Genomic DNA, 12,420 nt, shown 5'->3' on the forward strand with positions numbered 1-12,420 from the left:
GGAGAGGCTGTTGGAAAAGTGCTGAATGGACTAACTCGCTGGCTGCCTACTCTACGCAAGTACGGTTCTTGTGGGGGAGTCATAAAAATAAAACTCAAGCAAGGGAGATAGGACTACGACTTCTACCAAACAGTTTTTTTCGTTTCTATTGATATCGTTTACTATGTAAAATTGTGTTGTATTACAACGCTTGCGCAAAATATTTCAGTGCATTTTCAAATATAAGCATTCCATCGCCATATTTTGGCATAGCGGTACCTAAGCGCTTGCATTTCTCTTTTTCAAGCGGCCAGTTGTCCTGCTGAGTGAAAAATATTCCTCTCTCTGGGTGGGGCATTAAAGCCAATACTCTACCACTTTTATCTGATAAGGCTGCTAGATCGTACGTAGATCCGTTTGGATTGCAAGGAAACTGCAAGTTGGCGTAGTTACCTTCTTCATCAACGTAACGCAGTGCAACGGAATTATTTTCAATCAATTGATCCAAAACACTCTGATCCATAAAAAACTTGCCTTCTCCATGAGCAATAGGAAGATACAGCTCATTTAGGTCCTGCAGCCAAATAGAATTACTTTGTGGGCTAACTTTCACTCTAATCCAACGGCATTGATAATTACTTACATCATTGCGTATTAAAGCCAGATTAGAGAATTCTGGAATTAACTTCACTAACACCTGACAACCATTACATATTCCTATAACAAGCTTATCCTGAGATAAAAAATCTTGAAACTCATCCAACAAATTGTTTTTTATACGCAAAGCAAACGCATTACCAGCACCAGTATCATCACCGTAGGAAAAACCTCCTGGAATTGCTAGCATATTACTCGATTTTAGTTCACCTGGATTATCTATGATCTCATTAATATGAGCGATCTTCACTTCTACATTGTTGATACCAAGTTTTCTACTACATTCTATAAATGCAAATGCAGTTTCCTTCTCACAGTTCAAGCCATAACCAGATAAAACAATAATTTTCATGAATTAAAAATTAAAAAACTCGAATTTTCTTTTTACAAAATTTGCTACTAAATTTAGAGCGAACAACATTATCAACAAAGCTATAATTGCAATAGCAGCAAGCTCAACAAATGCAATCTCAGGACTACTTGACCATATGTATATTTGTACAGGCAAAACAGTTGCTGGGTCGAAAAAGGATGCTGGTGTGTCAGCTATAAATGCTACCATACCTATCATAAGTAAAGGAGAGGACTCACCCAAAACTCTTGCAACTGCAAGCACAGCGCCATGTATTATTCTCGGTAATGCAATCGGTAGAGAGTGATCCAATATTACCTTGATGTGAGGCGCTCCAAGAGCAAAAGCTGCATCTTTTATTGTAATAGGAACATTCGCGAAAGCATTTTTTGTTGCAATTATAATGTTAGGTAACATCATAAATGAAAGAGTCATTCCACCAACAAGTGGCGAAGAACGAGGTAAACCAAATATACCAAGGTAGAGAGTTAAACCTACTACACCAAATATTATCGAAGGCACTGCAGCAAGATTATTTATACTAACCTCTACAATGCTAGTTATTATACTGTTCTTGGGCATAAATTCGTGAAGATAGATGCCTGACATAATTCCTATTGGTAATGCTAAAGCTAGACATACCATAATCGTCATTAATGAGCCGATGAATGCTCCTAAAATCCCTGCATTTTCAGGTTCACGAGAATCAGATTTAAGAAATAAAGACTTATTAAAGAACTTTTTCACCCTCCCTTTTTCTTTTAGCCAACTAAGCAGTTCAGCATAATGACCATTGAAATATCTATCTTTGTTTATTGAATTGATTATACTTGACGCAGTAAACCAGATTTCATACTCACCACTGTGCTCCACTTTCCCACGAAAAAAATTCTCTAGCTCCTTGTAAGAATTACGACTTAAAATCTCGTCATTACTCCTGAAATCGGTCCCTTTAAACACTTTACGTAGAGAATTATTAAGTAAGTCAATGGACTTATATCGTAAATCACTAGGATTATCTGCCAAAGCAAAATCAGCAGTTATCTCAACCGGTAACAAAATCTTCGTTATTGTTAATGCGCTATAAGAGTTAATTAATATGCTCAACAATATGCATATAGGGCAACCAAGTGAAACAACTAATGTTGCAAGAGAACAGAAATACAATGTTTTATTCCTTTTGTTTTTTCTTCTTATGCGAGCATGTACGCGCCTGGACTGAAGCAGTTTGAGGAATCTTGTCTTTATGCTCATCTATTTCTAGTTTCTTCCCATTGCCTCAGCGTATTAAGAACTGAAGCAACACTGTTTTTCATTAAAGCTGTTTAGACTTACCGCTTTTGTAAGTAGTACGCTCTTTTATTCTTGCAGCTTTTCCAAATAGCTTACATAAGTAGTACAATTTCGCTCTACGAACTTTCCCCCTTCTTGTCACTTGCACTGAAACTAACGCAGGAGAATAAACAAAAAATTGTGATACTATACTTTCTCCATGACTCACTTTTCTAACCGCAAAAGAAGAATGTAATCCACGATTTCTTTTTGATATACACACACCTTCAAATATTTGCACACGTTCGCTTGCACCGTCAACCACTTTAAAAGTGACCTTCAAATCATCACCAGGACGAAACTCTGGCAATTCTTTAGCTAACACTTGCATTTGTTGCTTATTGAACTTTTCAAGTAAATTTGTCATTTATATCTCCATCTAATAATTCAGGTCTGCGCCTTTTTGTTATAGCTTGAGACTGTTCCCGCCTCCAATCACTTATTTTTTTGTGATTACCAGATAACAGAACCTCAGGCACTTTATGTTCTCTCCACTGCTTAGGCTTAGTATATTGAGGGTACTCAAGCATACCACCACCATAACTAAAACTTTCTTCAGCAATATTATCAGAATTACTCACTACACCAGGAAGAAGCCTAACACATGCGTCAAGAACTACCATCGCAGCCGGCTCGCCTCCTGAAAGTACATAATCTCCGATACTTAACTCATAAGGAGTATACTCATCAACTACTCTTTGGTCAATACCCTCAAATCGACCACACAATATTGTTATATGAGTGAATCCTATCAGCTCTTTTGCAATGCTTTGATTAAATCTCGCGCCAGATGGAGTCACATAAATAAATTTAGTATCCTTATGAGCGGTAAGCACACTATCAATTGCATTACCAGTAACATCAGGGCGCATAATCATTCCTGCTCCGCCTCCATATGAAACATCGTCTACCGTTGAGTGTTTATCTTTAGCAAAGGAACGAATATTTACCACTTCAAGATTCCATATTTTCTTTTCTAACGCTTTTCCAGCAAGGGAATAGTTCAAAAATCCAGGAAACATCTCTGGGAATATGGTTAATATTGTAACATTGAACATCTTTGCAAATTTATAGTAAACTTAGGCAGTGAATTGATGTAATATCTACAATATATAGTTAAATCAAATATGTTGCCAGACAAAATAATATACGAAGGTAAAGCAAAATCTATTATTAAAGCTAAAGATCCGTTAACTGTTATACAGCACTTTAAAGATGACGTCACAGCTTTCAATAAAGAAAAATATGAAGTTATTGAGGGTAAGGGAATAATCAACAACTTCATTAGCGCTTTTATCATGGAAAAACTTGAGAAAGCAGGAATTGGCACGCACTTTATAAAAACTCTGAATGAAAGAGAGCAGCTAGTTAAAAAACTAGAGATTATACCTCTTGAAATAGTAGTGAGAAATACCGCAGCCGGTAGTTTTTGCAAACGTTTTAACGTAAAAGAAGGCGAGAAGCTTACATCTCCTATAATCGAATTTTTCTATAAAGATGACAATCTGGCTGATCCAATGGTAAATGAAAACCATGTACTATATTTTGGCTGGTTATCTCGTGAAGAAATGGAAGAGGTTAAAACTACAACCTCAAAAATCAATACAATTCTAATTGACTTATTTTTAAATGCAGGAATAGATTTAGTTGACCTCAAATTAGAATTTGGCAGGTTAATGAGCGATAGAACAAAGATCATCCTAGCTGATGAGATCAGCCCCGACAATTGCAGTTTATGGGATAATAGTACTCACAAAAAACTAGATAAAGATGTCTTCCGTTTAAGTTTAGGAAACCTAAAGGAAGCATATTTAGAAGTTGCAGAAAGGTTGTCAGTAAAGTTAGTTTAACTAAGGCGCTACTTCATTAGGTGGTGGTTTACACTTCTTATGAAGCTTTCCTATAATTTCAATTTTTTCTCCACGTTTTTGGAAATGATTTTTTACACTTTGCATATTTTCAGGATCTACAATCAATACCATACCAATACCACAATTGAATGTTCTTAACATTTCCCTCTTCTCTACTTTACCCTCTTTTATCAACCACAAAAATATATCTGGCCATTCCCAAGAACCAATGTCTATGTCGGCAAACAAAACTTCTGGGAGAACCCGTGGAACATTATCTACCAAGCCACCACCTGTGATGTGTGCAATACCCTTTACCTGCGACATAATAGGCAATAAAGAATCAACGTATATTTTTGTTGGTTCGAGTAGTATTTCACCCCAGGTTTTATTATTCCATGGAGATAAATCATTATAATTTATGCCTAAACTTTTAAAAATATGTCGCACCAAAGAAAACCCATTTGAGTGAATTCCACTTGACTCTAAGCCAACTATACAGTCACCTTCTCTCATAGCGTTGCATTTTGGAAGGATCTTACTTTTATCGACCACTCCAACCACAAATCCTGCAAGGTCATAGTGATTATTACTATACATTCCAGGCATCTCTGCGGTTTCTCCACCAACTAATGCCATATTGGTCTGTTTACATCCTTCTGCAATACCCTGAACTACGGATAATAAAACACCTTTACTTAAAGTACCTGTTGCGAAATAATCAAGGAAAAATAAAGGTGTTGCTCCTTGCGCAAGCAAATCATTCACACACATTGCAACTAGATCTACGCCTATAGTATCATGTTTGTTTACTTCTTGAGCTATCAACAGCTTTGTACCCACCCCGTCAGTTGAAGAAACAAGTACTGGGTGGTCATATTTTTTACTCAGCGCAGAAAAATCGAACAGCGCGGAAAATGAACCTTCTTCGCTAATAACCTCTTCCTTTTTTTTAGTTTTCCCAACTATAAGGTTGACCTCTTTTATTAGCTTATTATACAGCTTAAGATCTACTCCTGATTTAGCATAAGTACTCATAATCTTTACACAAATTTTACGATTATTAATGCTATATTAATAACCTGGCACAAAAAGTACAACGAAACTTTCTCTCAATTGACTATCATATGTCTACCGATATAGGTTAACCTAAATCATTTACAATTGTCTAATGAGCAAAAACGTGTTGTTGATAACAGAGCTACTATCAGGACGACTACTTCATGACTTTGCTAACTCTATGAATGGGATAATGTTTGCCTTAGAAGAGCTTGAGGCAAGCGACAAGAACGACGCTGGCTCGTGGAAGGAAGCATTGTCATTGCTTAGGGAAAGTTCTGATGATTTAATGCACAAACACAAAGTTATGAAACAGGCATACTCTTCTTCAGCAGATAACCGCAGCTTTGACCGAACCAAGCTGAATATCGAGAACTATCTACTAAAAAAAAAATAAAACTCACGTGGAAAACAGATGCATATTTTGTGAAATGCAAAGTAAGTTTAATTGAAAAGATAAACAAAATAATTTCCAATATGGTAATAACCATAGCCAGCGCAGTAGCAGAAGTTGAACGGATGTCTGTTTTATTAAGCCAGGAGAAAGACAAAACTCTATTAACTATGCAAGTTTCGAGTGAACACAGGCCCCTAAGTAAATCATTAGTGGAGAAATTAAGCAAGAAAAGAGATGACAACCTAAATACAAAAGATATTAGCATCTACATGACCTACTTACTGCTGGAGCACTACAATGCTAAAATACACTGTACTTGTGAAAACAACTTGTTGGAAATAGGCTTAACTTTGACTTAAAGCGATTCCACACTTTGTAAAAGCATCTACAAGCGTTAACGCGAAAATTGAAACTTTCCACAGCACCTTGGATCTGGGCTAAGCGCACTTATCTAAAGTACGTATCGCGCTATGCATATAAATATTGTAGACCTCTTTACCTAAAGGCAAAACACTTCCTCACGAGGAATATCAATAGATCTCTTTCATAACCAATTTATGGTAGGGAATTTTCAGGAGAAACGCAGATGAGCACCGCAGAATACTTAAGAAGCGTAAGCAAGTTTTGACGCAAAATCAGAAAGTAGGCTATGCAAGAGATCTAGTTTCTGTAATCACTCAAGTCTAATATTACCTTATCAATATATCTCTCACTTGCATTCTTAACAACGAATTTCACACCATTTTTGTACTTAACAACTTCACCTACAGAGGGTACCTTGCCAGCAACTGAAAGAATTAACCCACCAAGTGTGGCATAATCCTCCTCGGGGCTGCGTAATTCTATTTTTAGATTTTCCTCTATGTCCTTTATCAGAGTCCTAGCTGATATCTCAAACCTACTCTGAGATAACTTTACAATTGCATACTCAGAAGGTTCACTTCCACTGTTAATATTTGACACCAATTCTTCCACAAGATCAGTTACTGAAATTAAGCCATCAGTTCCACCATATTCATCCAGCACAACAGCCAAATACGATCTGGAAGATTTCATCTTAACGAAAAGGCTGGTAGTCTTCATTGAGGGTGGTACGAATATTACGTTTTGTGCAAGTTCCCTTAGGCTAAAACCTTCGTCTTCGCTTAGGATAACATCTTTTACATAGAAAAAACCTATCACATTATCAAAATCATTTTTATAAATTAACACCTTAGTGTGACGAATATTTTTTATTTTCTTCATTACCTCATACCTACTCGATTCAATGTCCACTGCATATATTTCTGTACGTGGAGTCATCACATCAGTTATATTGCAGTCATGGAATTTTATTAGACCATTGAATATATTAAGATCCGGTAAATCCTTCATTAGTGCTTCAGTTGCGCACTCCCTCAGCATACGAGCCCTTTTGAAAAGAAACAGAAAAATTCTGTACGCTACTCGTTTTATAAAAGTTCCTTTTTTACTCAACTTGCTTCCTACTAATGGTAAAAATATTTTTGAATCAGGTTTACCAAGAAAACTGTTGTTAAATGTTTAATAAGCATGTGAATAATGTCAAATTAATTTGTGGATTATCTGTTGATACTGGATACTAACAATTGATCAACAACTTTTTCACTGGTGTACACATAATTATATAACAGCACACAACGGGAAAACCTTTTCCATAAGGGAAAATTACTAACAATCTGAACATTCCACTTATACACATAAGTTACTACAGAAAATCAATAACATATGAAAGTTACTAACATACTTATCCACAAGTCAGACAATAAGAATCTTCATAGAATTTTAAGTTAATAACAGACCATTGATAAAACTATTACTACTGTTATACTTTACTATATGAAAGAAGACAGTTTAATTAAACCAGGAAACAGTAAAACAATAGTAGCAAGGACCATAAGTGAGGGCAGACAGGGTAAGGAGACACCAATTTGGCTGATGCGCCAGGCAGGCAGATCTCTCCCTGAGTACCGCAGGGCGGTAAAAAACGCAAATAATTTTATAGAGATGTGTTATAGCACAGATTTGGTGGTAGAGCTAACACTGCAACCAATTGCAAGATTTGACATGGATGCAGCAATAATCTTCTCTGACATTTTAATAGTGGCTGATGCTCTGGGCTGTAATGTGAACTTCATGCGCGGCGTAGGTCCAGTGATAAGGCCCGTGGAAGATTTTAAAGAGCTGGGAAGTCCACAAGAAATTGAAACTAAGGCCCTGCCAATTCTAAACGCTATAAAGGAAGTACGAGGTTGTTTGCCAGAGGAAAAGTCTCTCATAGGGTTTGCTGGAGGTCCGTGGACAGTTGCTTCGTACATCATAGAAGGTGGAAGCAGTAAAACTTTTTCTAAAGTGCTGAACTTCTGTCCCTCAAGCTTGGAAAGGGTAATCAAGCGGATAACGGAGGCAACGATCGTCTATCTGATTAAGCAAATAGAGTTTGGAGCAGATGTTATACAGTTGTTTGACAGTAATGCCGGAGCGTTGTCGAAAGAGCTATTTAAGAAATATGTTATTGAGCCGACAGAGAAGATTACCTTAGCGATAAGGAATAGGTTCCCAGGTTTTCCGATAATAGGCTTTCCAAGATCTGCCGGAAGTTTCTATAAGGATTACTGTGACCAAACGGGTGTATCAGCAGTGAGTATAGATTATGACATTCCAATAGAATGGGCAAAAGAAAACCTGAAAGTTCCTCTGCAAGGAAACCTCAATCCTAGTCTTTTGGCATGCAACAAAGCTAAAGCAATTGAAGAAGCGAAGCGTATAATAGATTGCTTTAGGGATTTACCTTTCATATTTAATCTTGGACATGGAGTGCTTCCTGATACTCCAGTTGAAAATATCGCTGCATTAGTAGACTTAGTGAAGAGCTACTAATGTAATAGGTCTCTTGCACGTAAGCAGAAAAAGGTAATTATTTTTAGTTCTCTAATTGTACGTAAGTCAACAATAATTTTCATACAAACCAAAACGGTGTATCTTCTTCATAATCCTTGGTAATTTTACATAGATTAAAAGTAGCATGCTTTCCATGGCTCTCTCTGCGGTTTGTGTCTCTTCACCATTCAACGGTAATTACAGTATGTGTAGCCCTTTCTTGTCACCCCAGTTCCTATAATGTCATCCAAGTAGTCCTTTTTCTGTCATTCCAGTGCCTCCTTTTTTTGTCATCCAATAGGGTCCTGGATACTACTTTAGCAATAAATATTTAAGAAATTTACCAAGCGAAAAAAGCAAAAGAAACCCAGAGCAGCTAGTATTCAAATTCTCCCTTGTTCTATTTGACGTTCTATATTGTCTTAAGTGACTTATAAGCGCGTTTCAGCTTGTATAGGCAAAAACCTAGAAGTCTAGGTAAAATTAATAAAGACATAAGGTGCACATAGTGCAAAAATTTAAACATGAGACGCCAAATACCCTAAGCTTTTTGTCATTAACCTGCACAGATTGCGAAGATAAATAGCTTCAGTATCATTATAAGGGTAACGGCGAGGGTTGTCAAGTAGTTTTTTTGTTTTTGTTGGATGATGTTATAGCTTTTTTCACTGTTGTCCATCCGCTTTTTGTGTAGTAAGAGTGGAAATTGGTATAAGCAGACTTTTTACACAATTAACTGTTGAAACTTTATATCTTTAAGCGTATCATAACTAGTATACTTAAAAAGTATTATAGTTTTTTATAAACAGTAAATATTAAGGTATTTCGTATGTCAGATGATTTGTGGGGTTTTCTTATAGATATTCCCAGTGGAGGTTACATAATTGAGAGTTCATACTGCGCAGGTGATGAGTGCGGTAGTTACACAGGAAATATCGATCCAAGCGCTATCTGGAAGTTTAACTTGGTTTCTCCGGACGGTAAGGTAGCGAAAGAGTTTGAGGCTAGTATAATTAGCTATTTGGAGCCGAGAATTTGCCTTAGTGTAGATAGAAGTGGCAAAAAAATCGATTTTGATATCTCTCCTAAAAATTGTAACATAACAAAAGATGGGCTTCTTTGCATTGATGGAAACAATCAAGATCATAAGCTTAAACTCTTGATAAAGAAATATTAGTTTCTACATCTCAGGTGTAACGTTCAGTATAGGTGCTATTTTACTTATAATGCTCTTGGCCACAGGTGCAGCGGTTATTCCTCCGGTGTGATACCGGCCCTGAGGTTCATCAATAACAATCAGTACTATATATCTTGGGTCAAGCGTAGTCAGCACTCCTAAAAACGATGCTATGTTTGCATCTTTGTCATATTTACCATTTACAACTTTTTCTGCTGATCCAGTTTTACCTCCTATCGCATATGCTTTTATGTTAGCTCTCCTTCCCGTTCCATCTGTTACTGCTGCACGTAACAATTTTCTTACCTCTCTGGAAGTGCTTTCTGCAACAATCTGCTCCCCTATACCTTTTTTGTTCAATATCAAAGTTGCGTTATGAAATATCCCATCGTTGACTAGTGCGGCTGCAGTTTGTGCAATATGCATAGGGGTTATAGCTATTCCATAACCGTAAGACGCTGTTATTAAAGTGCTTTCACTCCATTTATCCGGAACTATCGGTATGGATTTTTCTGGCACTTCTATTCTCAAAGGAGAGAATAGCTTCATAGCCTTAAAATACTCTACCTGTTTCTCAATACCTAGTTTGGCTGCAATTTTTGCTGCACCAATGTTGGACGATTTTACAAATATATCTCGCACAGTAACTTTTGGAATTTTGAACTCATGAAAATCCTGAATTTCATATTTCCCAATGGTGATTGGCTTTGATATGTCATATAAATCATCAGTTTTTACAACATTCGCATCGAGCGCTGCTGCTATTGTAAAGAATTTTATCACCGATCCCATCTCGTACACTCCAAGACTGGCGCGATTAAACTTTTGTATATCTTTTGCCTTACTCTGCAGGTTAGAATTAAAGTCGGGCAGACTGACTATCGAAATGACTTCACTATCTTTTACACTTAAAACAATTCCTGCTCCACCAAGCGCCTGATATCTGCTCACGGCTTTAGTGAGTTCCTGATGTACTATGCTTTGTACTCGCGTATCTAAGGATAGTTGAACGTGTCTACTGGTAGTGTCATGATGCTGGTTACTTATGTATGCCTCAACTCCGGCAATGCCTTTGCCATCTATGTCGGTGTAGCCAAGCACGTGTGCAAACAAATTATTGTGAGGGTATATGCGCTTTACATCACCATAAAAGTTTACTCCTGGCACGCCGGCGTTTTTTATTGCTAATAACTCTCGCGGAGTTAAATGCCGCTTTATCCAAGCAAATTTCTTTTTCGAGGTAAGTATTTTATATAAATCTTCGTATTCAAGGTCATCCAAAATAGAGCACAACTGTGCTGCTATACTTTCTGGATTCTTTACTCTGGTTGAATCTATATACAGTGATGTTGTTGGCACATTTGTTGCTATCATCACCCCATTTCTATCCAAAATATCAGGCTGTCTATGTGCTATATTACTTTTTTTTAAGTCTTCTGAAGCAGCAAGCTGATCAAATGTTAAAGAGAACATACGAAAAATAATTATTATATAAAACATAAACAATGGTACTATAAAACATAGTGAGCGGAGCTTATTTCTCAGTAACGCTTGCATATTTATTTGACTTGAAAAAAATGGAAATTATCTTAGCTGAACCACGCGGTTTTTGCGCAGGAGTCAAAAGAGCTGTAGACATATTGGCTATCACTTTAGAAAAATACAAGAACAAGCGCCAAGTTTATGTGCTGCACGAAATCGTTCACAACAAATATATAGTAGAAGACTTTAGGAAACAAGGCGTGGTTTTTGTAAGCAGTATTGAGGACATTGAAGATAATGGGGGAATATTGATTTTCAGTGCACATGGAGTGTCAAAAAGCATTGAAGAAGAGGCAAAAAGAAAGGGTATTCAAGTGATTGATGCAACATGCTCTCTGGTCAGTAAAGTACATAAAGAAGCGAAAAGGTATGAGGACAGCGGTAGAGAATTAATTCTGATTGGGCACGAAAATCACCCAGAAGTTAAGGGAATTAGAGGAAGAGTGGACGATCCTATCACTTTAGTGCAAACCGTAGAAGATGTACGCAATTTAAAAGTTAAAGATCCAGGCAATTTGTCTTATGTTACGCAAACTACGCTAAGCGTCGACGATACCAGCGAAATTATCGCTGCTCTAAAGCTTAGGTTTCCAAGCATCACAGGTCCTAATTTAAAAGATATATGCTACGCAACACAAAACAGGCAGAATGCTGTTAAAAAACTAGCTGAAGTCGTAGACATAGTGTTAATTGTAGGAAGTAAAAATAGTTCGAATTCAAATCGCTTATTGGATCTATGCATCGCTAGAGGGAAGAGAGCCTATTTGATTGATAATTACAACTGTGTGAACAAAAGCTGGCTGCAGGGTGTGGAAAAGATAGGAATCACCGCAGGTGCTTCTGCTCCTGATATATTGGTTGATGGGCTAATAGACTACCTAAAAACACACATGAACATAAAAGTTTCAGTTATGCCAGGTGGTGTTACTGAAAACGTTCAGTTTAAAGTACCGAATTTGGTTTAAAACAAAACTAGTCCACTAGCCTTTATTTTGGTATTATTGATATCAATTCCCACTACACAGAAAGCTGGTAGACGACAGTGGAAAAAAGCTATAACGTCATCCGATAAAAACGAAAAAAACTACTTGACAACTTTCGCCGTTACTCCTATCATAATAGTGAAGCTATTTGTTTAACTTCCCAATCTGTACAGGTTAAAATGACAAGAAAACTT

At 36.9% G+C, this 12,420-nt stretch carries 13 protein-coding genes; 6 read left to right on the forward strand and 7 right to left on the reverse strand.

Annotated features, from left to right (window positions below; translation table 11 throughout):
- Window positions 1-181: 181 nt before the first annotated feature.
- The 4 genes from DM84_RS01550 to trmD all read right to left on the reverse strand — a co-directional run bounded on the left by DM84_RS01550 (window position 182) and on the right by trmD (window position 3,378).
- Window positions 182-988 (reverse strand): phosphoribosylformylglycinamidine synthase subunit PurQ, encoded by an 807-nt coding sequence (locus tag DM84_RS01550; protein WP_250777929.1) that lies wholly within the window; start codon window positions 986-988, stop codon window positions 182-184.
- Window positions 989-991: 3 nt separating this feature from the next.
- Window positions 992-2,242, reverse strand: coding sequence for a phosphate ABC transporter permease PstA (gene pstA, locus DM84_RS01555; RefSeq protein WP_250777931.1), 1,251 nt, complete (start codon window positions 2,240-2,242; stop codon window positions 992-994).
- Window positions 2,243-2,303: 61 nt separating this feature from the next.
- The gene (gene rplS / locus DM84_RS01560) at window positions 2,304-2,687 is read right to left on the reverse strand and encodes a 50S ribosomal protein L19 (RefSeq protein WP_250777934.1); all 384 of its coding nucleotides are present in this window, start codon (window positions 2,685-2,687) and stop codon (window positions 2,304-2,306) included.
- On the reverse strand, window positions 2,671-3,378 hold the full coding sequence (trmD, locus tag DM84_RS01565) for a tRNA (guanosine(37)-N1)-methyltransferase TrmD (protein WP_250777936.1): 708 nt from the start codon (window positions 3,376-3,378) through the stop codon (window positions 2,671-2,673). Before trmD ends, rplS begins: the two co-directional genes overlap by 17 nt.
- A 69-nt stretch (window positions 3,379-3,447) precedes the next feature.
- Between trmD and purC the strand changes: the two genes are divergently transcribed.
- A complete protein-coding gene (gene purC, locus DM84_RS01570; protein ID WP_250777937.1) occupies window positions 3,448-4,170 on the forward strand; it encodes a phosphoribosylaminoimidazolesuccinocarboxamide synthase in 723 nt (240 codons plus the stop codon).
- On the opposite strand, the gene purM is transcribed toward purC, so the two are convergent.
- Complete coding sequence (gene purM / locus DM84_RS01575) at window positions 4,171-5,208, reverse strand: phosphoribosylformylglycinamidine cyclo-ligase (RefSeq protein ID WP_250777939.1); 1,038 nt, start codon at window positions 5,206-5,208, stop codon at window positions 4,171-4,173.
- Between the two features lie 133 nt (window positions 5,209-5,341).
- On the opposite strand from purM, the gene DM84_RS01580 reads away from it, so the two are divergent.
- The gene (locus tag DM84_RS01580) at window positions 5,342-5,626 is read left to right on the forward strand and encodes a hypothetical protein (protein ID WP_250777941.1); all 285 of its coding nucleotides are present in this window, start codon (window positions 5,342-5,344) and stop codon (window positions 5,624-5,626) included.
- Between the two features lie 29 nt (window positions 5,627-5,655).
- Window positions 5,656-5,985, forward strand: coding sequence for a histidine phosphotransferase family protein (locus DM84_RS01585; protein WP_250777943.1), 330 nt, complete (start codon window positions 5,656-5,658; stop codon window positions 5,983-5,985).
- A gap of 301 nt (window positions 5,986-6,286) precedes the next feature.
- Here DM84_RS01585 and DM84_RS01590 read toward each other — a convergent pair whose 3' ends face one another.
- Entirely contained in the window at window positions 6,287-7,102 is an 816-nt protein-coding gene (locus DM84_RS01590; protein ID WP_250777945.1) for a transporter associated domain-containing protein, read from the reverse strand.
- A gap of 381 nt (window positions 7,103-7,483) precedes the next feature.
- On the opposite strand from DM84_RS01590, the gene hemE reads away from it, so the two are divergent.
- Together hemE and DM84_RS01600 are read left to right on the forward strand one after the other, a co-directional pair.
- Window positions 7,484-8,524, forward strand: coding sequence for a uroporphyrinogen decarboxylase (gene hemE / locus DM84_RS01595; protein WP_284706105.1), 1,041 nt, complete (start codon window positions 7,484-7,486; stop codon window positions 8,522-8,524).
- 829 nt (window positions 8,525-9,353) lie between these two features.
- A complete protein-coding gene (locus tag DM84_RS01600) occupies window positions 9,354-9,701 on the forward strand; it encodes a hypothetical protein (RefSeq protein WP_250777947.1) in 348 nt (115 codons plus the stop codon).
- A 3-nt stretch (window positions 9,702-9,704) separates the two neighbouring features.
- On the opposite strand, the gene DM84_RS01605 is transcribed toward DM84_RS01600, so the two are convergent.
- Window positions 9,705-11,201 carry a peptidoglycan D,D-transpeptidase FtsI family protein gene (locus DM84_RS01605; RefSeq protein WP_250777949.1) on the reverse strand — a complete coding sequence of 499 codons (1,497 nt, stop codon included), beginning with the start codon at window positions 11,199-11,201 and terminating at the stop codon, window positions 9,705-9,707.
- A gap of 77 nt (window positions 11,202-11,278) precedes the next feature.
- On the opposite strand from DM84_RS01605, the gene ispH reads away from it, so the two are divergent.
- Complete coding sequence (ispH, locus tag DM84_RS01610) at window positions 11,279-12,208, forward strand: 4-hydroxy-3-methylbut-2-enyl diphosphate reductase (protein ID WP_250777951.1); 930 nt, start codon at window positions 11,279-11,281, stop codon at window positions 12,206-12,208.
- Window positions 12,209-12,420 lie beyond the last annotated feature (212 nt).

It is taken from the genome of Wolbachia pipientis (genome assembly GCF_023661085.1).
Taxonomy (GTDB): domain Bacteria; phylum Pseudomonadota; class Alphaproteobacteria; order Rickettsiales; family Anaplasmataceae; genus Wolbachia.